Genomic DNA, 23,505 nt, shown 5'->3' on the forward strand with positions numbered 1-23,505 from the left:
ACTTGTAGGCATTCACCCGGATAAGTGAATCACCGGTGGTCTCAGGTGGCGGCCCCGATGCTCCGCATCACGGACGCGAGGGAGTCGTAGTAGTTCGTCGCGGTCGCGTACCCCGCGTCCGCGACCGCCCGCGCGAAGGCGTACGGGTCGTCGGTGTGCTCGAACGCGGGCGCGTAACGGGCGTTGTTCCGCAGGTAGTTGCCGTGGGCCGTGAAGGACTCCTCGGGGGTCGCGTAGACGCGGAACCAGTCGCGGACGACGTACAGATACTTGCCGTCGGGGCGCTGTGTCACGGAGACGACCTCGGGGAACTGCACGTCGGGGCGGTCCAACACCTCCTGGGTCCTGAGGAGTTGACGGGTCTCGGGTGGGTCGGTCGCCTTCGCCTTGATGCCGAAGAAGTTGTTGCCGGGCGCGGCCGTGCCCCAGCCGGATTCCAGCGCCGCCTGGCCGAGCGTGACCAGCGCGGGGACGCCGGTCGCCGTTTCACTGGCGGTGGCGAACTCGCCGTAGGACTGCCGGAATTGGGCCGCCTTGGACGAGCCGCCCCCGGTCGGTGGTGCCGTGGCCGCGTTCGACCAGATCGCGTCGTAGGGGCCGGTGAGGCCGGGCCACTGGTCGGTGATGGTGAGCGGGTAGCCGTCCTCCTGCTTCTTGGTGTGCCAGTCGATGCCCACGTACTCGGCGCCCTTGAAGAAGTACGCCCGTCCGTTGCCGGGGTTGAGCGCGCCGTCGATGCCGTCGCCGATCCAGTCGGCGGTGACTCCCGTCCAGCCGTCGGCGATCGGCTTGGGGTAACCGGGGTCCTGGCGGTCGGCGGGGATGTCGTAGCGGACGTACTGCGTGCCGCTGAAGAAGTAGAGTTTGCCGTCGGACCAGTTCATGACCGCGTCGACGGTGTCGAAGGAGAGGCCGGACCAGTTGTCGCGGGTGGTCAGCGGGTAGCCGTCGTCGACGGTCTGGGTGGCGAACGGGACGCGTACGTACTCCGTGCCCCGGAACACGTAGAGATGGGCCTGGCCCAGATCGACCGCCGCGTCGATGCCCTCCTCCCAGCCGGACGGCAACCCGCCCCAGGCCGCGCCGAGTTGCCGGTCCTGCGCCGGGTCGGCCGCGTCCGCGTCGATGTCGTACGTGGACACGGTGGCCCCGACGGTGAAGTACGCCTTGTCCACACTCATGCCGGGATGCATGCTCCGCCGGGGCGGCTGTTATGGCGTGGGGCAGATTCCCGTTCGGGTGAATCGAGTGGCGCCGTCAGAGGGAGTCGTACGGCCTGACCCTCCTCGCGTCCTTCAACGCGCGGCCCCACCACACCAGTTGGTCCAGCATCGCCTTCGCCGCCGCGTCCGGGGCCGAGGGGTCCTTGAGGAGGCCCCGGTCGTCGAAGGACGCGCCCGCGTTGTGGAAGGAGACGGTGTCGCGGACCGTGACGGCGTGGAGTTCGGCGAAGACCTGGCGCAGGTGTTCCACCGCGCGCAGGCCGCCCGCGAGGCCGCCGTAGGAGACGAGGGCGACGGGCTTGGCGCGCCACTCGGTGAAGTGCCAGTCGATGAGGTTCTTGAGGCCGGCCGGGAAGGAGTGGTTGTACTCGGGGGTGAGGACGACGAAGGCGTCCGCTCCGGCCAGCTTGGGCGTGATGCCGGCGAGTGCGGTGGTCGCCTCCGGGGTCGGGGCGAGGGTCGTGGGCAGGTGGTCGGTGTCGGCGACGTCGACGACCTGGAGGGTGAGGCCGGGGTGGTCGCGGACGTGGGTGAGGAGCCAGTCGGCGACGACGGGGCCGAAGCGGCCGTGGCGGTTGCTGCCGATGACGACGGTCACGGTCAGAGGGCGCATGGGGGTGGTGTCGGTATCCATGCGGGGCAGCCTGGTACCTCAACCATTCTTGAGGTCAAGCCCGGCCGGCCCCGGCCTTGCCTGCGCTGCCCGGTGATGCCCGGTCACCCGTTCACACGCGCGGCTTGCGCTCTTCGGGTTCTTCTCCGGGACGGGTTGGCCGTACCCCTATGACCTGCTGAAACAGCGGTGAGACAGGGCGCCGGAGGCCCTTTCTGACACCCATTCACCGCAATTCTGACGCTCGCTCAGGAAGCGGGCCGGGCCCGGTGCCACTTACCTCGGAAGGGCAGCCAACCACAGCTCGGAGGAGCACCGATGCGACGTACCGCCCGTCTGCTGACCGGCACCGCGCTCGCCGTCACCGCCGCGGGTCTCGCGACCGCGCCGGCGTACGGCGGCGAGAGAGGCCGTCTGGAGGTGTTCCCGTCGAGCGCCGTGCCGGGCGGCGACGTCACGGTGAACACGGCGGCGTGCGGCGACAACGGTACGGCCGCCGGTGATGCCAGCGCGGTGGGCGCCGGCACGTTCATGCTGGCGCCGAGCGCGCACGAGGGCGATGCGATCGGGCAGTTCAAGGTGCCGCCGAGTGCGCAGCCGGGGACGTACGAGATCGTCGCGAAGTGCACGGACGGCCGACAGGTCAGCGGCGATCTGATGGTGACGCTGGCCTCGATGCGGCAGCAGGTGCAGCCGCGAGGAAGTGTGAAGACGGGGGTCGGCGGCGCCTTGGGCCCCGACCCCGTGCAGACCGCGGCCGGCGTGGCGGCTCTCGCCGTCGCCGCCGCGGGCGGTACCTGGCTCCTGCATCGCCGGGCGAGAGGCGACAGGTTCTGACGGACACCCTCCGCTGTCCGTCCGCCGGTACCGCATGTCCCCTCCCCCTCCGGGTCCGACGCCCCTCGTGGCCCGGAGGGGGGCGCGGGGCCAGTTACTGGAGAGGGGTTCACCATGCGTCGTAGATACGGCAACACCGCGATAGGGGCCGTCACCGTGGTCGCCCTGTGCTCGGGCGCGTGGCTGCTGACCAACGGCAGTGAGACGCATGCCCCGCCGCAGCCGTCCGCCGCCGAGGCCCGGCCCGACCCGGTCGCCGCGCGCACCGCGGCCCGCGCGCTGCCGCCGTCGCCGCCGGATCACATCCGCATCCCGGCCATCCATGTGAACGCCCCGCTGATGGGCCTCAAACTGACGGGCACCGGCAGCCTGGACGTGCCCCCGGCCGCGAGGAAGAACCTCGCCGGCTGGTACGAGGCCGGCACCACCCCCGGTGAGACCGGCACGGCGATCGTCGCGGGCCACGTCGACAACGCCGACGGCCCCGCCGTCTTCTACGACCTCGGCGCCCTGAAGAAGGGCAACACCATCGAGCTGGACCGGCTGGACGGCAGCGTCGCGCTGTTCACGGTGGACGCGGTCGAGGTGTACCAGGCGAGCCACTTTCCCGATCAGAAGGTGTACGGGGCTGCGCGGCGGCCCGAGTTGAGGGTGATCACGTGTGGGGGCGGGTATTCGCGGTCGACGGGGTATCAGGGGAACGTGGTGGTCTTCGCGCATCTGAGCGGTAGCCGGTAGGGCCGGCGGGGTTCAGCTGAAGACGGGGTTCAGCTGAAGAGGAGATCGACGTCCTTGTCGATGCAGAACCGCAGGACGCCCGCCAGGTTTCGGGCGTCGGTCCTGTGCCGTTGGACGAGCGGGTCCGGGCCTCGCTCCTGGAACTGGTCAGCGATCTCCTGGAGGCGCGGCAGCATCGCGGCGCACTGGACCGGCGAGAGATCGAGGCCACCGCCATCGGGGTGATCGAGAAACGGTGCGAGCGACGTGAGGACATCGCTCCAGGAGCGTTGTCCGCCGAAGCCGTGCATCTCGTCGAGATCGAACCCTTCCGCCTGCGCCAACCATCTCCGGAACACGGCGAAGCCGGTGCAGGACCAGGACACGTCCGGGCTGCTGGTGTCGTCGTCCCCCGGGAACAGAACGAGTCCCACGGCATCCCCCTCGTCGGCCGAGCACACAGGATCCGCCGCGGAGCAGTGAGCGGCAACTGAATCGGGCATCGCGTTCCGAACTTCAGCGGCCGTTCTCCAGGTACCGAAGTACCGCCAGCACGCGGCGGTTTCCCGTCTCCGAGGGAGGCAGGTCGAGCTTCGCGAAGATGTTGGCCACGTGCTTCTCCACGGCTCGTTCCGAGACCGTGAAGGCGGCGGCGATGGCGTGGTTCGTGCGGCCCTCCGCCATCAGGGCGAGGACCTCGCGTTCGCGCGGGGTGAGGGTGTCGAGGGCGGTGGATCGGCGGGCGGCGCCGAAGAGTTGGGCGACCACCTCGGGGTCGAGTGCGGTGCCGCCGGCCGCGATGCGTTCCAGCGCGCCGACGAACTCCCCGATGTCCACGACCCGTTCCTTGAGGAGGTATCCGAACCCGGCCGGGTTTCCGAGGAGTTGGGCCGCGTGGGTCGTCTCGACGTACTGCGAGAACAGCAGGACGCCGGTCTCGGGGTGCCGGTCGCGCAGTTGTACGGCCGCGCGTACGCCCTCGTCCGTCTGGGTGGGCGGGAGGCGGATGTCCACGACGGCCACGTCCGGGGTGTGTGCCGCCACCGCGGTGAGGAGCGCTTCGGCGTCGCCTACCGCCGCGGCCACCTCTACGTCCCGTAGCTGGAGCAGTTGGACCAGGCCGTCGCGCAGGAGGGCCGAGTCCTCGGCGATGACGACGCGCATGCCGATCCGCTCCGTTCAGGTCGGGTCAGGTCAGGTCAGGTCAGGTCAGGTCAGGTGTGGGGTAGTTCGACCGTGACCACCGTAGGGCCTCCGTGCGGGCTGTCGCAGGTCAGTGTGCCGTCGACCGTGCGGACCCGGGCCAGCAGGCCGGTGAGTCCGGAACCTGCGCCGATCATCGCGCCGCCCTGTCCGTCGTCGGTGACGCGCAGGCGCAGGAGGCCGTCGCGGGCGGTGACGTCGACGGCGGCGGACGTGGCGCGGGCGTGTTTCGTGGCGTTGGCGAGGAGTTCGGCGGCGCAGAAGTAGGCGATGGTCTCGACGGCCGGGGTGGGGCGGGTGCCGATGTCGGTGGTGAGGGTGACGGGGAGGGCGCTGTCGGCGGCGAGGGTGGTGAGGGCGGCGTGCAGACCCTCGTCGAGTACGGGCGGGTGGATGCCCTTGACCAGGTGGCGCAGGTCGGTGATGGCCTGGGTGGCGTTGCCCCGGGCGGTGTCGACGACGGCGAGGACGCGGTCGGGGGCGGCGCCTGCGGTGACCAGTTCACGGATCACGGTGAGGTGCATGGCCAGGGCTACCAGGCGGGCCTGGGTTCCGTCGTGCAGGTCGCGTTCGATACGGCGGAGGGTGGCGGCGGCGTCGTCGACGGCTCGGGCGCGGGTCTCCTCCAGGGTGCGGATACGACGGGTCGCGGCATCGGGGCCGAGCAGCACGGTCAACAGGGCGCGGTGCGGGCCGAGGGCGTAACGCAGGAGAAGGGGTGCGACGGCCAGCAACAGCAAACCGGCTGTGAACGGAATCAACCAGCGCGGCCAGGAGTCGAGCTGGTAACCGAAGAACTCCAGTGACACGTGGTGTGTGGAGTCGTGGTGCGTGGTGCCGTCGGTGGTGTGAACCGTGTTGTAGTTCCAGCGCTTGAGCAGCGGGTGCAGTGTGAACAGGACGCCGTAGATGTATCCGATGACGACGGCGACGTACGCGAAAACGGCTGTGAACGGTGTCAACAGGGTGCAGCCGACGGCCCGCCAGCCGGTCCGGTCCAGCAGGATGCCGCGGCGCCAGCCGAGGATTGCGGTGGCGCTGCTCCCGCTCACGCCGCTGCCGCTGCCGCCGCCGACTTCCGCACCCGGCGCGCCCGACCCGCCCGGCTGCTCGATGTCCAGGCCGAGCAGCCGTCGGGCGAGGCCCCGTTGCAGCGCGCCCAGCGCCAGCGCGCCGCGCACGGTCGCCGCCAGCAGCCACAGGCCGAGCGTGGTCACCGACAGCGCCCCGCCGAACGCCAGCCCGACGAGGGTGAGGAAGAAGCCGACGAGGGCGAGCGGGAAGGCGATCACGCCGTAGAGGACGGCGGCAAGGGCAGGGCGGCCGAAGGTGGCGGTGACGAGGGAGCGGAAGCGGGAGCGGAGGCTCGGCATGGGATCAACCTAGGAGAGAAGTGACCTGGCCACGCGGAGCTGTACGGCGGTCAGGCCCCGCACCGCCCACGGCATCAGCAGCAGGAAGCCGATGCCGCCGAGCACTGCGTGGAAGGCCCAGGCTCCGGCGAAGGTGGGCCCGCCCCAGGCGCCGGAGTAGTCGTCGCCTGCGCGGAGCGGCCAGCCGAGGTTCATGGGGACGATCGCCCAGCCGTAGAGCGTGATGAACGCCGTGACCAGGTTGAGGGGCGTGGCGAGCAGGGCGTGAGGCAGGCCGCCGGCGCGGGGCGGGCCCTTCAGGTCGATGCCGCCGGTGCCATCGGTGCCGCCGTTACCGAGGAAGCGGTGGACGAGACCCCGTTGCCAGCGGGCCGTGGGGGCGCCGAGGAGGGCGACCGGGACGCAGGCCAGGCCGACCGGGAGGGCGAGGAGCGCGTAGGCGGTGCGGCGCCAGGTGGTGGCGGTGAACGGTGCGCGGACGAGGTGCCAGGCGCGTACGGACAGCGTGTCCGCCGGGGCGGGGTGTCGGGCCGGCGGTCGGTTGGGCAGATCGCGGGTGGTGGTCATGGTGCATCCCCCTGCACATGAGTCGACGTACGTGGAGTCGGTGTACGTGAGTCGGCGCAGCCCGTGTGAACTGCTGTGAACCGATGTCTCCAGCTTTCCGCCGCCGCCCGCTGTACACGATGGTGCCTGCACGGAACCCGGGGGTTCGGTTAACCGAACCTGCGCGGACCCGCCCCGGCCTCACACTCCGCCCCCGGCGCGCACCCGGAACCCTCACACCCCCCGCGCGCTCCCGCTGAGGGCAGCGTTCCTCGCGGGAAACAGCTGGGATGCGGTCGGGTAACACCGGCGTCGCAGGCTCCTGGCATGACCTCGAATCCGCGTGTGGTGCCCACCATCGTGCTCGTCGGCCACGGCATGGTCGGTCAGCGCTTCCTCGAAGCGCTCGCCGAGCGCGGCCTGACCGCCACGCACCGCGTGGTCGTACTGTGCGAGGAACCGCGACCCGCCTACGACCGCGTCCAGCTCACCTCGTACTTCTCGGGCCGCACACCCGAGGAACTCTCGCTCACGGACGCGGAGTTCATCAAGGACCACGGGATCGAGCTGCACGTCGGCGACCCGGCGGAGACGATCGACCGCGCGTCGAAGACGGTAACCGCCCGCTCCGGACTGTCACTTGAGTACGACACGCTCGTCCTCGCCACCGGCTCGTACCCGTTCGTGCCGCCGGTCCCGGGCAAGGACGCCGAGGGCTGTTTCGTCTACCGCACGATCGAGGACCTGCTCGCGATCGAGGCGTACGCGAAGTCGAAGGCGACGACCGGTGCGACAGCCCGTGCGACGACCGGCGCGGTGGTCGGTGCGGTGGTCGGCGGCGGCCTGCTCGGCCTGGAGGCCGCGGGCGCGCTGAAGGGGCTCGGACTCACCAGCCACATCGTGGAGTTCGCACCGCGCCTGATGCCGGTACAGATCGACGAGGGCGGCGGTGCCGCGCTCCTGCGCACCATCGAGGACATGGGCCTGACCGTCCACACGGGCGTGGGCACCCAGGAGATCGTGACCGGCGCGGACGGCGCGGTCACCGGCATGAAGCTGTCGGACGGTTCCCAACTCGCGACGGACATGGTGGTGTTCAGCGCCGGTGTCCGCCCCCGTGACCAACTCGCCCGCGACTGCGGTCTGTCGGTCGGCGAGCGCGGTGGCATCGCGGTCGACGAGCAGTGCCGTACGGTCGCCGACCCGCACGTGTTCGCGATCGGCGAGTGCGCGCTCGCGGCGGACGGCCGGGTGTACGGCCTGGTGGCGCCCGGTTACGAGCAGGCGGAGACGGCCGCCGCGACCATCGCGCGGGACGAATCGGCGTTCACGGGCGCGGACTTGTCGACCAAGCTGAAGCTGCTCGGCGTTGACGTGGCGTCCTTCGGCGACGCGCACGGCGCCACCGCGGACTGCCTCGACGTCATCTACTCCGACGCGCGGGCGGGCACGTACAAGAAGCTGGTGATCGGCCGGGGCGGCGAACTGCTGGGCGGCATCCTGGTCGGCGACGCGGACGCCTACGGCACGCTGCGCGCGTTCACGGGGTCCGTACCGCCCGTCTCCCCCGAGCAGTTGGTGCTGCCGGCCGGTTCCGGGGGCGCCGTCCAGCTCGGTCCCTCCGCGCTTCCCGACGCCGCCGTCATCTGCTCCTGCCACAACGTGACCAAGGGCGCGATCCGGGGCGCGGTGACGGACCACTCCTGCACGAGCGTGCCCGAAGTGAAGAAGTGCACCAAGGCCGGTACGGGCTGCGGGAGTTGCGTCAAGGTGCTCGGCCAGCTGGTCACCTCCGAACTGGAGGCGAACGGCGTCGAGGTCGACAAGGGCCTGTGCGGCTGCTTCGCGCAGACCCGCGAGGAGTTGTACGAGATCGCCCTCGCGCTGCGCGTCAACTCCTACCAGGACATGCTGGATCGCTACGGCCGTGAAGGCGCCCGGGGTGGCGACGGCTGCGAGATCTGCAAGCCGACGGTCGGCTCGATCATCGCGTCCCTCGCCCCGACGATCGGCGCGAGCGGCTATGTCCTGGACGGCGAACAGGCAGCGCTCCAGGACAGCAACGACCACTTCCTCGCCAACCTCCAGAAGAACGGCTCGTACTCGATCGTGCCGCGCATCCCCGGCGGCGAGATCACCCCGGAGAAGCTCATCGTGATCGGCGAGGTGGCCCGCGACTTCGGCCTCTACACGAAGATCACCGGCGGCCAGCGCATCGACCTGTTCGGCGCGCGGGTGGAGCAACTCCCGCTGATCTGGGCCCGGTTGGTGGACGCTGGCTTCGAGTCCGGGCACGCGTACGGAAAGGCGCTGCGCACCGTCAAGTCCTGTGTGGGGCAGACCTGGTGCCGCTACGGCGTCCAGGACTCGGTCCGGATGGCGATCGACCTGGAGCTGCGCTACCGGGGTCTGCGCTCCCCGCACAAGCTCAAGTCGGCGGTCTCCGGCTGCGCCCGCGAGTGCGCCGAGGCCCAGTCGAAGGACTTCGGGATCATCGCCACCGCCAACGGCTGGAACCTGTACGTCGGCGGCAACGGCGGCGCGACCCCACGCCACGCGGACCTGCTGGCCCAGGACTTGAGCGACGCCGAACTGGTGCGCCTGATCGACCGGTTCCTGATGTTCTACATCCGTACGGCCGACCGGCTGGAGCGCACGAGCGTGTGGCTGGAGCGGATTCCGGGTGGCCTGGACCACGTACGGGACGTGGTCGTGGCGGACTCGCTCGGCATCTGCGGGGAGTTGGAGTCGCTGATGGCCGCGCATGTCGCCGGTTACCGCGACGAGTGGGCCACGACCATCAACGACCCCGAGAAGCTGGCCCGGTTCGTGTCCTTCGTGAACGCGCCCGACACCCCGGACCCGGTCGTCGGCTTCGTCCCCGAGCGCGACCAGATCAAGCCCGACCTGCCGCTGCTCACCATCGGCATGCGGCCCCAGCAGCCCGCAGACGTCCTGGAAGGAAGCGCCCAGCGATGACCCTGGCCCTCGAGACGACCGACCTGAAGGTCCAACTCCAGCTCGCCGAGGGCTGGTTCACGGTCTGCGACCTCAACCGCCTGACCCCCGGCCGCGGAGTGGCGGCCCTGCTGCCCGACGGCCGCCAGGTCGCCCTGTTCCGCGACCGCTCCGGCACCCTCTACGGCATCGACAACCGCGACCCGTTCAGCGGAGCGGCGGTCCTCTCCCGCGGCCTGACCGGCACCCACCAGGGCCGCCCGTTCGTCGCCTCGCCGCTGCTCAAGCAGCGGTTCGACCTGATCTCCGGGGAGTGCCTGGACGACGCGTCGGTGCGGGTGACGACGTACGAGGTGCGGGCGCGCTGACAGGCGAACCGTGGGGTTCTCCTCCTCACCGGATGCGACGCGTGCGCAGCGCGGTCGTCAGGGCGGCGGTGCTCAACACGGCCGTGGCCAGCAGGTAGTAGCCCGGTGCCACCGGTGAACCGGTCGCCTGGATCAGGGCCGCGGAGATCGTCGGCGTGAAACCGCCGAAGAGCGCGACCGTCGTGTTGTAGCTGAACGACAGGCCCGTCGCGCGGGCCCGGGCCGGGAAGACGTCGGCCATCACCGACGGCAGCGTGCCGAAGTACACCGCCTTGAGCAGGGCGAGGACGGTGGTGCACAGCGCGAGGGTGAGGAAGGACGGCGAGGCGTTGAGCCACAGGAAGAGCGGGACGACGCTCACGCCGATCAGCACGGCGGCCGGGATCATGATGCGCAGCCGGCCGTGCCGGTCGCCCAACAGCCCCACGAGCGGCGTGACGAAGGTCAGGACGGCCCCGGCGATGAGCAGCGCGGTGAACGACAGCGAGGCGTCCAGGCCCAGTTGACCGATGCCGTACGTCGGCAGGTACTGGAGCATGAAGTTCAGCGCCGTCGAAACGATCAGCGCACCGCCGGCGATCAAGAGCCCGCCCCAGTGGTCGCGGAAGACCGACACGATCGGGGAGGGCGTCGGCGCGGCCTGCTCCAACTCCGGTGCCAGCGCCGGGGATTCGTCCATGTAGCGCCGTACGAAATAGCCCACCGGGCCGATCAGCAGGCCGAACGCGAACGGCACGCGCCAGCCCCACGAGGTCATCTGGGCGTCGGAGAGCAGAGCCGTCAGGGCCGCCGCGAAGCCCGCCGCCATGAGGGTCGACAGGCCCTGACTGGCGAACTGGAAGCTACCGAGGAAACTCTTGCGCCGGTCGTCCTGCTCGACCAGGAACGACGTGGCCGCCCCGAACTCGCCCCCGGCGGCGAAGCCTTGGATCAATCGCGCGACCACGATCCCCAGGGTCGACGCGATCCCGAGGGTCGCGTAGCCGGGCATCACCGCGAGCAGCAGCGTGCCGAGGACCATCAGGCGGATCGACAACACCAGTGCCTTCTTACGGCCGTTGCGGTCCGCGTACGCGCCGAGCAGCAGCCCGCCGAGCGGCCGGATCAGATACGTCACGCCGAACACGGCGTAGGCCTGCACCAGTTGGACGCCGGGATTGCCGCCGGGAAAGAACGTGCGGCCGATGTACGAAGCCATCAGCGCGTACAGGGCGAGGTCGAAGAATTCGAGCGCGTTGCCGATGGTGGCCGCCGCGATGGCACGTCGTGCGCTGGGGCGGCTCGGCGCCCGGGTGTCGTCGGGATGGGTGGACTGGATGGGCTGGGGGGACGGAGCGGTCATCGGGAGTCCTTCCGGCGGGGTGTCGGGGAGGGGTGTGCCGGACGGGGCGCGGGTGCCGAGACTCGGGAGTTGTCGGTGGTCGTACGGGAGTTGGGGCTACGCGTGGGTGGGGAGCGGGCGGTCCGCGGGCGGTTGGCCGAGCGCGTGGAACAGGCCGGCCGCCAGGACGAGGCCCTCGCGGGCGATCGACGCCAACAGGTGCTCGTCGGGGGCGTGTTGGAGGCAGCCGGGGTAGGAGTGGGGCAGCCAGAGGGTCGGCAGGCCGAGGACGTCGGTGAAGACGGCGTTGGGCAGGGAGCCGCCGATGTTGGGCAGGACGGCGATCGGGCCGCCCGTGACCTCTTCGAGCGTGGTCCGGGTCCAGCGCACCCACGGGTCGTCGAGCGGGGTGCGGCTCGCGGCGAAGCTGCCGAGCACGCGGACGTCGACCATCGGATACCCGTGCTCGGCCAGGTGCCGGGCGACGGCGTCGGCGGCTTGACCGGCGTCGGTGCCGACGACGTACCGCAGTTGGAGGACCGCGCGGGCGCTGCCCGGGATCGCGTTGACCGGCCGGTCGGCGTCGGCCGCGCCGAGGGCGAGGACTTCGAGGGTGTTCCAGGCGTAGAGCCGTTCGGCGGCGGTCAGTTCGGGCTCGCCCCAGCCCTCGTCCGGCACCGGGTCACCGGCCGAGGCCGCGACGGTGACGCCGGCGAGTGCCTCGCGGACCTCCTGCGGGATCGTGGGCGGCAGCAACTCCGGTACGCGGATACGGCCGTGGCCGTCGACCAGGGTGGCGATGGCACCGGCGAGGGTGGTGGCGGGGTTGCGCAGCAGGCCGCCCCAGTTGCCGGAGTGGTAGGCGTCCGGCCTTAGATCGGCGGTGAGTTGGAGCTGGAGTCCGCCGCGCGCGCCGAGGAACAGCGTCGGGGTCGTGGCGTCCAGGCGTGGTCCGTCCGAGGCGACGAGCACGTCGGCGCGCAGCAACTCCCGGTGTTCCGCCGCGAATTCGGCGAGTCCGGGCGAGCCGATCTCCTCGCCGGACTCCAGCAGGAAGGTCAGGTTGAAGCCCAACGAGCCCTGGTCGGCGAGGAGTAGACGCAGGGCCGTGAGATTGACCAGGTGCTGGCCCTTGTTGTCGGCGGCGCCGCGCCCGTACCAGCGTTCGCCCTCGGCGGTCAGCGTCCACGGGTCGCGGCCCTCGCTCCACCGGCCCGCCTGGCCCTCGACGACGTCCGCGTGGCCGTAGACGAGCACGGTCGGGAGGTCGGGGGACTCGACGCGGGTGCCGATCAGGAACGGGCCGGCCGCCGGATCGGGGTTGTCGTAGCGCGCGACCTCGCAGCCGAGGGCGGTCAGGGCGGGGGTCAGGAACTCGTCGAGGTATGCCTCAATGGCAAGGCGGCCCTCCGGTCGGGAACTCTCCGTGGCGTACGCGACCATGGTGGCCAGCTCGGTGAAGAAGGCGCCCGAGTCGACGAACTCCTCGGCTTTACGGGCCAGTTTCTCAGGGATCACGGGAAGATTTCTCCAGGGACGGCGGCGGTCGGCCGGGCGGTGCGCTCTCGTCGTCCCAGCAGAGTAGGGCGGATCCGGGCCTGCGACCATTGCCGTTTGTGACGTGATGCGTTCTACTTTCGGCAACGCACTACGTGACCACAGGCATGACCACAGGGGACCCCTATGCAACTCCTGCCGGTGAACCTCGCCTACTTCCTGGAGGTCGCCCGCACCGGATCGGTGACCGAGGCGGCCCATGCCCTGAACGTCGCACCGTCGGCGATCAGCAGGCAGGTCGCCAAGCTGGAGTCCGGCATCGGGGTTCCGCTGTTCGCCCGGCATCCGCGCGGGATGACCCTGACCGAGGCCGGCTCCCGGCTGCTGGCCCACGCGCGCCGCACCGAGACCGAATCGACCACGCTCGTCGAGGAGTTGAGGACAGGACGGGGGGCGGAGGCGCGCAGTGTCGCGGTCGCCTGTTCGGAGGGGTTCGCGCGGCGGCTGGTGCCGCGGGCGATCGCCGACTTCCGGCGCGCCCACCCCGACGTGGCCTTCCGCGTGGACGTCGTCGCCCGCCAGGAGGCGACCCGCCGCGTGGTCGAGGGCCTCGCCGACGTCGCCGTCACCTACACGATGGGCCCGCAGCACGATGTCCGCGTCGAGTGTGCGGTCGTGGTCCCGGTGGCGGCGATCGTCCCCCTCGGTCACGAACTCGCCGGACGCGACCGCATCGGCCTCGCCGACCTGTGCGCGTACCCGCTCGCGCTGGCCTCACCAGGCACCAGTCAGCGTGAACTCTTCGACATCGGGGCGCAGTTGGAAGGGATCACGGTCCGCCCCGCACTGGTCTGCGACAGCCTCGCTCCGCAGTATGAGTTCGTGCGCGCCGGGGGCGGCCTCGCCCTCGTCGGAGACCTCGGCGATCTCGGAGACGGCGAGCGGGACACGGCGACCGAGGGGGTGTCGTACGTCCCCGTCGACCACCCGGTGTTCCGGCAGCGCGAGGCGCAGGTGCAGACGGCGACGGGGCGACGGCCGTCCTGGTCGGCGACGCAGTTCACCGAGTTGTTGGTGGCGTCGCTGCGGCGGGACCGGTCCCTCTGACGCAAGGCCTGCACGATCGGCTCGGCCCACACGATCCGCGTGATCCGCATGATCCGCGCGTTCTGCCTGATCCGCGCGTTCTGCCTGATCCGCACGGTCTACACATGAGCCTCACAGTGGGACGTCACGCCCGTAACACACTTCCCTGACAATCTGATCCGGCCGCGTGGGAGCGCTTCCCATCACAAGTCGGCCGGAGAGAAGGGCAGTTCGGCACGTGAAGCTCGACATGTTCAGCGAGATCCAGGACCCCGGGCCGTGGGCGACCGAGGACCACGAACACCGGCGGATCACGGAGGCGGTCGAACAGGCCGTGCTCGCCGACGAGTTCGGGTACGACTGCTGGTGGCAGGTGGAGCACCACGGCGCGGCGGAGTTCAGCCTCAGCTCGGCGCCTGAGCTGCTGCTGGCGGCGCTGTCGCAGCGCACGTCCCGGATACGGCTCGGCCACGCGGCGGTACTGGCGCCGGCCGAGATCAACCACCCGAGGCGGGTCGCCGAACGGGCCGCCTGGCTTGACCAGTTGAGCGGCGGCCGGGTGGAGCTGGGCCTGACCCGTTCCACGGCACCGGAGTGGCGCATGTTCGGCGTGGACCCGGCGGGCGCCCGCGCCCAGACCCAGCGCGCCTTCGAGGAGATACCCCGACTGTGGACGGGCGCCGGCGACCAGCCACTCGTCCCGGCACCACTGCAACAACCGCACCCGCCCCTGTGGCAGGCGGCCTCCAGTCCTGCGTCCTTCGAGGAGGCGGGCCGGCGCGGAGTGGGCGTCCTGGGCACCACCCTCTGGGAGCCGCTGACCCGGGTGGCCCGGCTGGTCGAGCTGTACCGGGAGGCCGTAGCCGACTGCGAACAGCCCGCCGGCGCCTTCGTCAACGACCAGATCGCCTTCTTCACGTTCGTCCACTGCGCCGAGACCGACGAGGAGGCACTCCGGTCCGGCGCCGCAGCGGCGGCGGCCTGGTACACCGCGCGGGCGCTCACCTTCTTCGAGGCGGCGGACGCGTTCGTCGAGACGATGACGATCCAGCAGGGCATCCTGGCCGACCCGACCGGCGGCGGTCTGACCGGCGCGTTCCTGCGCGACGAGGTCGACACGGTCCCCAACGCGGCCCAACTGGCCATCGGCCGCATCCTCCAGGGCGAGACCGTCCCGGAGGACGAACTGTTCGAGGCGCTGGTGGCGCAGGACTCTCTGATCGTCGGCAGCCCCGACACCTGCCGCAAGAAACTGCGGGCGTACGCGGACGCGGGCATCGACCGCCTGATGTGCTTCCAGCAGGTGGGAGCGATCCCGCACGAGCGGGTCATGGACAGCATCCGGCGGGTGGGCGAGCTGATCCCCGAGTTCGCGTGACCGGCGGGCCCGCGCACATCGACAGGCTTTCTTGACCGATCGTTCTCGATGAACCTAGGCTGCGGAGCATGGCCAGGACCAAGGAGTTCGATCCCGAGGCCGCGCTGCGGGCAGCCCTGGAGCTGTTCTGGCGACGCGGCTACGAGGCGACGTCGGTGTCCGACCTCGTCGAGCACCTCGGCATCGGGCGGGCCAGCATCTACGCGGCCTTCGGCAGCAAGCACGAGCTGTATCTGAAGGCGCTGGAGAGCTACGACCGGGCGGGACTCACGCCGATGGTGCGGGAGTTGTCCCAGCCGGGCCCCGCGCTGCCGCCCGTACGAGCGATCGTACGGCGGTACGCGGCGGAGGCGGCGAACGAGCAACTCCGGGCGCTGGGCTGCCTGGTGACCAACACGGCGGCCGAACTCGCCCCGCACGACGTGGCCGCGACCCGGCTGGTCGAGCGCAACTGGGACCAGTTGGAGGCGGTGCTGCGCTCGGCGCTGGTGCGGGCGCAGGCGCAGGGCGAGTTGCCCGCCGACCGCGATCCGCTCGCCCTCGCGCGCATGCTGCTGGTGCTGATGCAGGGGCTGCGGGTGGTCGGCCGGGCGTCCGGGGACCCGGCGCGGGTGCGGGACGCGGCGGAACAGGCATTGACGTTGCTCGCCTGAAGCCCCGCTCCACCCGAGGTGCTTTCTCGCACCCTCATACTGAAACGATCGGTCAAGAAAAGGGGAGATCATGACCAGCCGCCACACATCCGCCCGCTTTACCGACAGGACCGCCCTCGTCACCGGGGCGGGCTCCGGCATCGGACGGGCGATCGCCCTCGCGTTCGCGGCGGAGGGGGCGAACGTCGTCGTAGCTGGGCGGCGTCGGGAACCGCTCGACGAAACCGTGGCACTGATCGAGGCAGGGGTCGGGACCCAGGGCGGGGGCGGTAAGGCCTTCGCGGTAACTGCCGACGTCTCGAAGGCAGTTGACGCCCACGCCCTGGTGCAGGCCGCCGTCGACCGATACGGATCGCTCGACGTGGCCGTCAACAACGCGGGGATCTTCCGGGGCGGACGCCCCCTCGCCGACCTCACCGAGGAGGACTGGCGTACGCAGCTCGACATCAACGTCACCGGTGTCTTCCTCGCGCTCCAGGCAGAGATCCGGCAGATGCGCGCCCAGCCGTCCGGCGGCGCGATCGTCAACGTGGCGTCCACTTTCGGCGTGCACGCAAGCAGCCCCGGCGCCGCCGCCTACGCCGCCTCCAAGGCCGCCGTCGCCGTGCTGAGCAGGGGTGCCGCCGTGGACCACATCCGCGAGGGCGTCCGTATCAACGTGGTCAGCCCCGGCGCCACCGACACCCCGATGTCCCTGCGCGCCGGCGAGACGGAGGCCGACCGCGCCGAACGCGTACGGGCCACGCTCCCCCTGGGCCGTATCTCCGCCACTTCCGAAGTGGCCGCCGCCGTCCTCTACTTGGCCTCGGACGACGCGGCGTCGGTGGTGGGCACGGACCTGGTGGTGGACAGCGGCGCGACGGCGTGAATGGCAGGGGCCTGAGTGCCGGTAACTCGGGTGCTCACGCCTTGAGTTGGTCGTACACGACTCCCGTCAACGCCTCCGAGGCAGCCCAAAGGCGTTGCCCCATCGGGTCGTTGAGAGTCCAGGGTGCCCGCCAGGACGGTGCCGGTGCCCCGCGCCACATGGCGATACGGGGGCCGAAGAACGAATCAGGTCGTACGTCGGGGGCGGTGGCCGCGTAGAGGGAGGGCAGCGCGCCGGACTCCGCCGACTGGGCGAGGACCCGGTTGCCGACCTCCATGAGCCGCTCGGCGCCCCTGCGCCCCTCCGCCTGCGGCCCGGCGGTCTGGAGGTTGGTGGCGGCGTACCCGGGGTGGGCGGCGGCCACGACCACACTCGAACCGGCCGCCGCGAGCCGTCGCGCCAGCTCGTGCGTGAAGAGCAGGTTGGCGGTCTTGGAACGGCAGTACGCGGTCCAACGGCTGTACCGGCGCTCGCTGTTGAGGTCGTCGATGTCGATGTTGGCGAGCACGTGCATGAAGCTGGAGAGCGTGACGATCCGGGCGTCGGGCGCGTCGAGCAGCGCCGGCAACAGCAGCCCGGTGAGCGCGAAGTGCCCCAGGTGGTTGACCCCGAACTGCGTCTCGAACCCGTCCACCGTCGTGCCGTACGGCATCGCCATGACCCCGGCGTTGTTGACGAGCAGATCGAGCCGCTCGTACGGAAAAGTGGCCGCGAACTCCCGTACGGACGCGAGATCCCCGAGATCCAGCCGCCCGAACTGGGCCTCGGCGCCCGGCACTTCGGCCACGATCCGGTCGGCGGCCTCACTCCCGCGCACCTCACTCCGGCAGGCGAGCACGACCCGGGCACCCTTGCGGGCCAGCTCCCGCGCGGTGACGTAGCCGAGCCCGCTGTTGGCCCCGGTGACGACGGCGACCCGGCCGCGCTGGTCGGGGACGGCCTTCTCGTTCCAGCCGGACATGATCGGGCTCCCTCGGTGAGCGTCTGCGAGCGTCCGCAAGCGGGTGGAGTCACAGCGTACGAGAGCCGACACGACACCGCTCCGCTCACACCGAGCGACATATCCATCACAAGATGGTCACTCCTCCTTCACATCCCTCACCGGGGCAATACGGTCCGTGTCTCACCAGACACAGGGGGACGAGATGACCCACCCGTACGCAACACCACCCATGCCCCAGCCGCAGCCGCCGTTCCAGCCCGTCCGCCCCGCACCCCGATGGGCCCGCAAGCGCTACGTACTCCCCGCCCTCGCCCTGGCCTTCTTCATCGGCATCGGCGCGGGCGGCTCCGGCCAGGACAAGAAAACCGACACGACGGCCGACGCGAAGCCCGCAGCGGCCAAGCCCCAGCCGACGATGACCATCACGGCGACCACGGCGGAGACCGCCACCCCGGCCCCCGCGCCCACGGTCACCACGACCAAGACCGTCAAGGTCACCAAGACGGTCACCGCCGAGGCCGCCGCAGGCAGCGGTTCGGGTTCGGGTTCCGACGACACCAACTCCGGCGGCGGCAGCACCTATTACACGAACTGCACCGCGGCCCGCGCCGCCGGCGTCACACCCCTGCACACGGGCGACCCGGGCTACGACTCCCACCTCGACCGGGACGGGGACGGGGTCGCCTGCGAGTGACCGGGACAAAGGCCGCGTCGCCTGAGTCTTCGTCACCGGGGTGAGTTCGCCCAGTTCGGGGGGTGGCAGAACAGGACGCCGGTGCGCGATCGCCGACCTGTCACCCCCGAGCCACTTCGAGGCCTCGCTACGGTGGACCACATGAAGCTCTCGCCGCTCGTCGCCCGGGAACGTTTTGCCGCGTCACCCGTCGCCCGGCTGGCGACAGCCGATGCCCACGGGGTACCTCACGCCGTTCCCGTCACCTTCGTCGCCCTGGACGACGCCTTGTACTTCGCGGTCGACCACAAGCCCAAGAGCACATGGAATCTACGGCGGTTGCGCAACATCAGGGAGAACCCGTCGGTGACAGTGCTCGTGGACCACTACGCCGACGACTGGTCGACGCTGTGGTGGGCTCGCGCCGACGGCCTTGGCGAAGTGCTGGAGGACGGACAGGAACGGCACCACGCGGTGGAGTTGCTGTGCGGCAAGTACGACCAGTACAGGAACTCCCCTCCCGGAGGCCCCGTGGTCGCGATTCGGGTCGAGCAGTGGAGCGGCTGGGCCTTCACATAGCCTTGCCGCGACAGCCGAACCCGAGGTGGCGTACATGCCGGACCGAGATCTTCCTCCGTACCGACGGATCGCGGACGACCTGCGGGCAGCGATCGCGGCGGGCAGGCTGACGCCGGGCGAGAAGCTGAAGTCGGAGAACGAGCTCAAGGACGAGTACGGCACGACCCGGGTCACCGTGCGCAAAGCGTTGTCCCTGCTCAAGGCCGACGGACTGCTGATCAGCGAACAGGGCAGGGGTGTGTTCGTACGGCAGCCGCCCAGAGTTCGATTGCAGACGACCGGGGCCAACTTCCGCGAGCGGCGTTCCACCGGCGTAAGCAACTTCACCGCCGAGGCCGCGGCGCAGGGGCAGCGTGCGCGGCAGCAGATCCTGTCGGTGGAGAGGGTTCCCGCCCCGGCCGAAGTCGCGGAGCGGCTCGGGTTGTCGGTGGATGCCTCGGTGATCGTCCGGCGTCGCGCATTCCTCATCGACGACGAGCCCATGCAGTTGGTGGACGGCTACTACCCGGGGGAGCTGTTCGCCGACAGCCCGGTGGAGAAGCCCGGACGCATCCCCGGCGGCGTGAGTGCTCTCATCGAGGATCCCGCCGGACCGGTGGGCCAGCGGATCGTACGCTTCGTCGAGGACCTGGAAATTCGCATGCCCACCCCGTCGGAAGTCCGCGCACTGCGCATCCCGCCCGGCGTTCCCCTGGCTCGCGTACTGCGCAGCGCTTGCGTGGAGGACGGGCGAGTGGTCGAAGTACTGGACTCACGCGTACCTGGCGACCGCCATCTCTTCCAGTACGTCATCGACGTGCCCTGATCTCGGGCTCTGACCTCAGGCTTTGACAGCCTCGGACACCGACCCTTCGACAGCGACTTGTATATCCAAGCTCATCTCACTACGCTCGCTTCAACTTGGATATACAAGTGAAGGCCGCGCCTCGACGCACACCCGAGGTGCCGCCGGCTGCGCGAAGGAGCCGATATGCGCCTTTTACGGCGAACCCTCGAACGACAACCGGCCCTGCTCGACGAGGCGGCACGATGACGGACACACCGCAGGTGGGCGACATCGTGAAGGACACGGCCACCAACAGAGTCGGCAAGGTCATGGGATTCATGGGACCGTACGTGCAACTCAGGCCGCTCGGCGGCGGCACGGAGTGGGACGCACGGCCGGAGCGGCTCGTGCCCACCAGTCCGGCGGAGGCATTGAGCGCGGGCGTCGCCGAAGCCAACTCCCGTTCCAGGTATGGGGTGTCCGTAGCGGCAGACTCCGTTCTCGCAAAGGCCATCAAGAAGCCTGGCACCGCCAAGGAGGCTCCCCCGCCCTCAGCCGAGTGCACGCTGGCGGAGCGTCCCGGCTACGAGGACCTGCACAGCGAATGCCGCCAAACGCAGGACGTATTCCTTCCGAGATCCGCGGGCATCCTGCTGACACCCCGCTGCGGCCGCGACTGCCACACCATCACCGACTGCCGATAACTCACGGACATGGCGCGACAACCAGCGCAAAAGGGCGGCACCCCCCGCACAGGGGTGCCGCCCTCTTTCATGCTCCGGAACCGCCGCCGTGTCGGTGAGGGTCAGGATGACCGACGGCTGCCCCGGGGTCTGTCAGCGGTGGTCGCTCCCCTGCCCCGCGGAAGCCGCCCGTCCCGCCTCAAGTCGCGCCACCGGAATCCGGAACGGCGAGCACGACACGTAGTCCAGTCCCACCTCGTGGAAGAAGTGGACCGATTCAGGGTCGCCGCCGTGTTCGCCGCAGACGCCCAGCTTCAGGTCCGGGCGGGTTTCGCGGCCCGCCTTCGCCGCGAGCTTCACCAGCGAACCCACACCGTCCCTGTCGATCGTCTCGAAGGGGGAGACGCCGAAGATGCCCTTCTCCAGGTAGGCCGTGAAGAACGAAGCCTCGACGTCGTCGCGGCTGAAGCCCCACACCGTCTGGGTGAGGTCGTTCGTGCCGAACGAGAAGAACTCCGCGGCTTCGGCGATCTGGCCCGCCGTCAGTGCCGCGCGCGGCAGCTCGATCATCGTGCCGATCGACAGCTTCAGCGACGTGCCCGTCGCGGCCTCCACCTCCGCGACGACCTGGTCGGCCTCCTCGCGGACGATCTCCAGCTCCTGGACCGTGCCGACGAGCGGGATCATGATCTCCGCGCGCGGGTCGCCCTTCGCCGCCTTGCGTTCGGCCGCCGCCTCGGCGATCGCCCGTACCTGCATCGTGAACAGGCCCGGGATGACGAGGCCCAGTCGCACACCCCTCAGCCCCAGCATCGGGTTCTGCTCGTGCAGGCGGTGGACCGCCTGGAGGAGTCGCAGGTCGTTCTCGTGGGACTCCTGGCGGGACTCCGCGAGCGCTACTCGGACCGACAACTCCGTGATGTCCGGCAGGAATTCGTGAAGCGGTGGGTCCAACAGGCGGACCGTCACCGGGAGTCCGTCCATCGCCTTGAACAGCTCGACGAAGTCCGCCTTCTGGAGCGGGAGAAGGGCCTTGAGGGACTCTTCGCGCTCGGTGTCCGTGTCGGCCAGGATCAGGCGTTCCACCAACTCACGGCGGTCGCCGAGGAACATGTGCTCCGTACGGCAGAGGCCGATGCCCTGGGCGCCGAAGCGGCGGGCGCGCAGCGCGTCTTCGGCGTTGTCCGCGTTGGCGCGCACGCGCAACCGGCGTACTCGGTCCGCGTATCCGATGATCCGGTGGACCGCCTCGACCAGCTCGTCGGCGTCGTCGGCACCCGCGTGCATCCGGCCCTCGAAGTACTCCACGACGGGCGACGGGACGACCGGGACCTCGCCCAGGTACACCTTGCCGCTGGAGCCGTCGATGGAGAGCACGTCGCCCTCCTCGACCACGTGACCACCCGGCACCGTCATCCGGCGCCGCTTGGTGTCGACCTCCAGCTCCTCGGCACCGCAGACGCACGTCTTGCCCATGCCCCGCGCCACCACCGCCGCGTGCGACGTCTTGCCGCCGCGCGACGTGAGGATCCCCTCCGCCGCGATCATGCCGTCGAGGTCGTCCGGGTTCGTCTCGCGGCGGACCAGGATCACCTTCTCGCCCGAACGCGACCACTTCACGGCCGTGTACGAGTCGAAGACCGCCTTGCCGACCGCCGCACCCGGCGAGGCCGCGATGCCCCGGCCGACTTGCTGGACCTTCGCCTCGTCGTCGAAGCGCGGGAACATCAGCTGCGCCAACTGGGCGCCGGTGACCCGCTGGAGGGCCTCCGCCTCGTCGATCAGCCCCTGGTCGACGAGTTGGGTCGCGATACGGAAGGCCGCACCCGCCGTCCGCTTCCCCACCCGCGTCTGCAGCATCCACAACTGCCCGCGTTCGATGGTGAATTCGATGTCGCAGAGATCCTTGTAGTGGTTCTCCAGGGTCTTCATGATCTGCATGAGCTGGTCGTACGACTTCTTGTCGATCTGCTCAAGTTCCGCGAGCGGGACCGTGTTTCGGATGCCGGCGACGACGTCCTCGCCCTGCGCGTTCTGCAAGTAGTCGCCGTAGACGCCCTGGTGGCCGCTGGCCGGGTCGCGGGTGAAGGCGACGCCCGTGCCCGAGTCGGGGCCCAGGTTGCCGAAGACCATCGAGCAGACGTTGACCGCCGTGCCGAGGTCGTGCGGGATGCGTTCCTGGCGGCGGTAGAGCTTGGCGCGGTCGGTGTTCCAGGAGTCGAAGACCGCGTGGATGGCGAGGTCCATCTGCTCGCGCGGGTCCTGCGGGAAGTCGCGGCCGGCCTCGGTCTTGACGATCCGCTTGAACCGGGTGACCAGCTTCTTCAGGTCCGCCGCGTCCAGCTCGGTGTCGACCGTGACCTTCTTGGCGTCCTTGGCCTTGTCGAGGGCCTCCTCGAAGAGGTCGCCGTCGACGCCGAGGACGGTCTTGCCGAACATCTGGATCAGGCGGCGGTACGAGTCCCACGCGAAGCGCTCGTCGCCGGCCTGCTTCGCCAGGCCCTGCACGGACTTGTCGGAGAGGCCGATGTTCAGGACCGTGTCCATCATGCCGGGCATGGAGAACTTCGCCCCGGAACGGACCGATACGAGGAGGGGGTCGTCGGCCTGCCCGAGCTTCTTGCCCATCGTCGACTCAAGCGCGTCGAGGTGTGCACTCACCTCGTCACGCAGTGCCGCGGGTTCGTCCCCGCTGTCGAGGTAGGTCTTGCACGCATCGGTCGTGATGGTAAAACCCGGAGGGACGGGGAGGCCCAGGTTGGTCATCTCGGCGAGGTTCGCGCCCTTGCCGCCGAGAAGGTCCTTGAGGTCCTTGTTTCCCTCGGTGAAGTCGTAAACGAACTTCGCTACGTGGGGTTCTTTGTTTTCCGACACGGGTCTCGACTCCTCGAGGACTCGACGGCTGCCCTGACGGCCAGGAACATACCCAGATCGAAGGCGCCTGGGTACGTCCACTTGCATGTCATGCGTCCGTAACCAGTCGTCCGCCAGCGGATCGAAAGTCAAAGCTCGGCAAGTGCTCGCCGCCGGATGTTTTCACTTCTTGAACACAGCACCGCCCAAGTGCAGGATTTTCCGCTCATGCGAGCGGGTTGTGGCTCGCCTGTTTTCGATCGATGAACGATCAAGGGGTGGCACGGAGTGCCACCCCTTGGAGAAGTGCAGCCGCGCAAGATCCGCTCACCTGAGCGCCACCCCTATCAAAGGTGGCGAGAATCAC

Annotated in this window: 22 protein-coding genes; 12 read left to right on the forward strand and 10 right to left on the reverse strand. The window is 70.0% G+C overall.

Translation table 11 applies throughout. From position 1 onward, the window contains the following. Positions 1-41 precede the first annotated feature (41 nt). Positions 42-1,181: a hemopexin repeat-containing protein gene (locus ACFWP5_RS01655; RefSeq protein WP_384148806.1), complete on the reverse strand. Its 1,140-nt coding sequence runs from the start codon at positions 1,179-1,181 to the stop codon at positions 42-44. A gap of 76 nt (positions 1,182-1,257) precedes the next feature. Continuing rightward, positions 1,258-1,857 carry an NADPH-dependent FMN reductase gene (locus ACFWP5_RS01660; RefSeq protein WP_384148808.1) on the reverse strand — a complete coding sequence of 200 codons (600 nt, stop codon included), beginning with the start codon at positions 1,855-1,857 and terminating at the stop codon, positions 1,258-1,260. 297 nt (positions 1,858-2,154) lie between these two features. Between ACFWP5_RS01660 and ACFWP5_RS01665 the strand changes: the two genes are divergently transcribed. Then, on the forward strand, positions 2,155-2,673 hold the full coding sequence (locus ACFWP5_RS01665) for a hypothetical protein (protein ID WP_384148810.1): 519 nt from the start codon (positions 2,155-2,157) through the stop codon (positions 2,671-2,673). Positions 2,674-2,787: 114 nt separating this feature from the next. After that, positions 2,788-3,411, forward strand: a complete 624-nt coding sequence (locus ACFWP5_RS01670) for a class F sortase (protein ID WP_384148812.1) — start codon at positions 2,788-2,790, stop codon at positions 3,409-3,411. A gap of 29 nt (positions 3,412-3,440) precedes the next feature. Here the strand turns inward: ACFWP5_RS01670 and ACFWP5_RS01675 are convergent, their stop codons facing one another. The 4 genes from ACFWP5_RS01675 to ACFWP5_RS01690 form a co-directional block, all read right to left on the reverse strand. Then, on the reverse strand, positions 3,441-3,824 hold the full coding sequence (locus tag ACFWP5_RS01675) for a hypothetical protein (RefSeq protein WP_384148814.1): 384 nt from the start codon (positions 3,822-3,824) through the stop codon (positions 3,441-3,443). A gap of 82 nt (positions 3,825-3,906) precedes the next feature. Then, positions 3,907-4,554, reverse strand: coding sequence for a LuxR C-terminal-related transcriptional regulator (locus tag ACFWP5_RS01680; RefSeq protein ID WP_384148816.1), 648 nt, complete (start codon positions 4,552-4,554; stop codon positions 3,907-3,909). Between the two features lie 50 nt (positions 4,555-4,604). Continuing rightward, positions 4,605-5,966 (reverse strand): sensor histidine kinase, encoded by a 1,362-nt coding sequence (locus tag ACFWP5_RS01685; RefSeq protein ID WP_384148818.1) that lies wholly within the window; start codon positions 5,964-5,966, stop codon positions 4,605-4,607. Positions 5,967-5,975: 9 nt separating this feature from the next. Further along, on the reverse strand, positions 5,976-6,533 hold the full coding sequence (locus ACFWP5_RS01690; RefSeq protein WP_384148820.1) for a hypothetical protein: 558 nt from the start codon (positions 6,531-6,533) through the stop codon (positions 5,976-5,978). A 306-nt stretch (positions 6,534-6,839) separates the two neighbouring features. On the opposite strand from ACFWP5_RS01690, the gene nirB reads away from it, so the two are divergent. Both nirB and nirD read left to right on the forward strand, forming a co-directional pair. Further along, on the forward strand, positions 6,840-9,491 hold the full coding sequence (nirB, locus tag ACFWP5_RS01695; RefSeq protein WP_384148822.1) for a nitrite reductase large subunit NirB: 2,652 nt from the start codon (positions 6,840-6,842) through the stop codon (positions 9,489-9,491). Continuing rightward, positions 9,488-9,838 carry a nitrite reductase small subunit NirD gene (nirD, locus tag ACFWP5_RS01700; protein ID WP_384148824.1) on the forward strand — a complete coding sequence of 117 codons (351 nt, stop codon included), beginning with the start codon at positions 9,488-9,490 and terminating at the stop codon, positions 9,836-9,838. Before nirB ends, nirD begins: the two co-directional genes overlap by 4 nt. Before the next feature lie 25 nt (positions 9,839-9,863). On the opposite strand, the gene ACFWP5_RS01705 is transcribed toward nirD, so the two are convergent. Beyond that, positions 9,864-11,180, reverse strand: a complete 1,317-nt coding sequence (locus ACFWP5_RS01705; RefSeq protein ID WP_384148826.1) for an MFS transporter — start codon at positions 11,178-11,180, stop codon at positions 9,864-9,866. A gap of 96 nt (positions 11,181-11,276) precedes the next feature. Beyond that, positions 11,277-12,677 (reverse strand): M20 family metallopeptidase, encoded by a 1,401-nt coding sequence (locus tag ACFWP5_RS01710; RefSeq protein WP_384148828.1) that lies wholly within the window; start codon positions 12,675-12,677, stop codon positions 11,277-11,279. Between the two features lie 165 nt (positions 12,678-12,842). Here ACFWP5_RS01710 and ACFWP5_RS01715 point away from each other — a divergent pair, with 165 nt between their 5' ends. From ACFWP5_RS01715 to ACFWP5_RS01730, 4 genes are all read left to right on the forward strand, one after another. Further along, positions 12,843-13,763, forward strand: a complete 921-nt coding sequence (locus ACFWP5_RS01715) for a LysR family transcriptional regulator (RefSeq protein WP_384148830.1) — start codon at positions 12,843-12,845, stop codon at positions 13,761-13,763. Between the two features lie 217 nt (positions 13,764-13,980). Further along, positions 13,981-15,120: an LLM class flavin-dependent oxidoreductase gene (locus ACFWP5_RS01720; RefSeq protein WP_384148832.1), complete on the forward strand. Its 1,140-nt coding sequence runs from the start codon at positions 13,981-13,983 to the stop codon at positions 15,118-15,120. A 68-nt stretch (positions 15,121-15,188) separates the two neighbouring features. Continuing rightward, on the forward strand, positions 15,189-15,773 hold the full coding sequence (locus tag ACFWP5_RS01725) for a TetR/AcrR family transcriptional regulator (RefSeq protein WP_384148834.1): 585 nt from the start codon (positions 15,189-15,191) through the stop codon (positions 15,771-15,773). Between the two features lie 70 nt (positions 15,774-15,843). Then, entirely contained in the window at positions 15,844-16,641 is a 798-nt protein-coding gene (locus ACFWP5_RS01730) for an SDR family NAD(P)-dependent oxidoreductase (RefSeq protein ID WP_384148836.1), read from the forward strand. 34 nt (positions 16,642-16,675) lie between these two features. On the opposite strand, the gene ACFWP5_RS01735 is transcribed toward ACFWP5_RS01730, so the two are convergent. Then, positions 16,676-17,602, reverse strand: a complete 927-nt coding sequence (locus ACFWP5_RS01735; protein ID WP_384148838.1) for an oxidoreductase — start codon at positions 17,600-17,602, stop codon at positions 16,676-16,678. Between the two features lie 211 nt (positions 17,603-17,813). Here ACFWP5_RS01735 and ACFWP5_RS01740 point away from each other — a divergent pair, with 211 nt between their 5' ends. The 4 genes from ACFWP5_RS01740 to ACFWP5_RS01755 all read left to right on the forward strand — a co-directional run bounded on the left by ACFWP5_RS01740 (position 17,814) and on the right by ACFWP5_RS01755 (position 20,306). Further along, positions 17,814-18,278 (forward strand): excalibur calcium-binding domain-containing protein, encoded by a 465-nt coding sequence (locus ACFWP5_RS01740; protein ID WP_384148840.1) that lies wholly within the window; start codon positions 17,814-17,816, stop codon positions 18,276-18,278. Between the two features lie 141 nt (positions 18,279-18,419). After that, a complete protein-coding gene (locus ACFWP5_RS01745; protein ID WP_384148842.1) occupies positions 18,420-18,836 on the forward strand; it encodes a TIGR03668 family PPOX class F420-dependent oxidoreductase in 417 nt (138 codons plus the stop codon). Positions 18,837-18,870: 34 nt separating this feature from the next. Next, a complete protein-coding gene (locus ACFWP5_RS01750; RefSeq protein WP_384148844.1) occupies positions 18,871-19,641 on the forward strand; it encodes a GntR family transcriptional regulator in 771 nt (256 codons plus the stop codon). 224 nt (positions 19,642-19,865) lie between these two features. Continuing rightward, positions 19,866-20,306, forward strand: a complete 441-nt coding sequence (locus ACFWP5_RS01755; RefSeq protein ID WP_384148846.1) for a hypothetical protein — start codon at positions 19,866-19,868, stop codon at positions 20,304-20,306. Positions 20,307-20,438: 132 nt separating this feature from the next. Here the strand turns inward: ACFWP5_RS01755 and ppdK are convergent, their stop codons facing one another. Continuing rightward, the gene (gene ppdK, locus ACFWP5_RS01760; RefSeq protein WP_384148848.1) at positions 20,439-23,159 is read right to left on the reverse strand and encodes a pyruvate, phosphate dikinase; all 2,721 of its coding nucleotides are present in this window, start codon (positions 23,157-23,159) and stop codon (positions 20,439-20,441) included. Positions 23,160-23,505 lie beyond the last annotated feature (346 nt).

This window comes from Streptomyces sp. NPDC058469, assembly GCF_042721125.1.
Taxonomy (GTDB): Bacteria; Actinomycetota; Actinomycetes; order Streptomycetales; family Streptomycetaceae; genus Streptomyces.

Bases quoted from the DNA above. Each gene is read 5' to 3' on its own strand.
- ACFWP5_RS01655 (WP_384148806.1), bottom strand. From the start codon at position 1,181: ATGAGTGTGGACAAGGCGTACTTCACCGTCGGGGCCACCGTGTCCACG.
- ACFWP5_RS01660 (WP_384148808.1), bottom strand. From the start codon at position 1,857: ATGGATACCGACACCACCCCCATGCGCCCTCTGACCGTGACCGTCGTC.
- ACFWP5_RS01665 (WP_384148810.1), top strand. From the start codon at position 2,155: ATGCGACGTACCGCCCGTCTGCTGACCGGCACCGCGCTCGCCGTCACC.
- ACFWP5_RS01670 (WP_384148812.1), top strand. From the start codon at position 2,788: ATGCGTCGTAGATACGGCAACACCGCGATAGGGGCCGTCACCGTGGTC.
- ACFWP5_RS01680 (WP_384148816.1), bottom strand. From the start codon at position 4,554: ATGCGCGTCGTCATCGCCGAGGACTCGGCCCTCCTGCGCGACGGCCTG.
- ACFWP5_RS01685 (WP_384148818.1), bottom strand. From the start codon at position 5,966: ATGCCGAGCCTCCGCTCCCGCTTCCGCTCCCTCGTCACCGCCACCTTC.
- ACFWP5_RS01690 (WP_384148820.1), bottom strand. From the start codon at position 6,533: ATGACCACCACCCGCGATCTGCCCAACCGACCGCCGGCCCGACACCCC.
- nirB (WP_384148822.1), top strand. From the start codon at position 6,840: ATGACCTCGAATCCGCGTGTGGTGCCCACCATCGTGCTCGTCGGCCAC.
- nirD (WP_384148824.1), top strand. From the start codon at position 9,488: ATGACCCTGGCCCTCGAGACGACCGACCTGAAGGTCCAACTCCAGCTC.
- ACFWP5_RS01705 (WP_384148826.1), bottom strand. From the start codon at position 11,180: ATGACCGCTCCGTCCCCCCAGCCCATCCAGTCCACCCATCCCGACGAC.
- ACFWP5_RS01715 (WP_384148830.1), top strand. From the start codon at position 12,843: ATGCAACTCCTGCCGGTGAACCTCGCCTACTTCCTGGAGGTCGCCCGC.
- ACFWP5_RS01725 (WP_384148834.1), top strand. From the start codon at position 15,189: ATGGCCAGGACCAAGGAGTTCGATCCCGAGGCCGCGCTGCGGGCAGCC.
- ACFWP5_RS01730 (WP_384148836.1), top strand. From the start codon at position 15,844: ATGACCAGCCGCCACACATCCGCCCGCTTTACCGACAGGACCGCCCTC.
- ACFWP5_RS01735 (WP_384148838.1), bottom strand. From the start codon at position 17,602: ATGTCCGGCTGGAACGAGAAGGCCGTCCCCGACCAGCGCGGCCGGGTC.
- ACFWP5_RS01740 (WP_384148840.1), top strand. From the start codon at position 17,814: ATGCCCCAGCCGCAGCCGCCGTTCCAGCCCGTCCGCCCCGCACCCCGA.
- ACFWP5_RS01745 (WP_384148842.1), top strand. From the start codon at position 18,420: ATGAAGCTCTCGCCGCTCGTCGCCCGGGAACGTTTTGCCGCGTCACCC.
- ACFWP5_RS01750 (WP_384148844.1), top strand. From the start codon at position 18,871: ATGCCGGACCGAGATCTTCCTCCGTACCGACGGATCGCGGACGACCTG.
- ACFWP5_RS01755 (WP_384148846.1), top strand. From the start codon at position 19,866: ATGACGGACACACCGCAGGTGGGCGACATCGTGAAGGACACGGCCACC.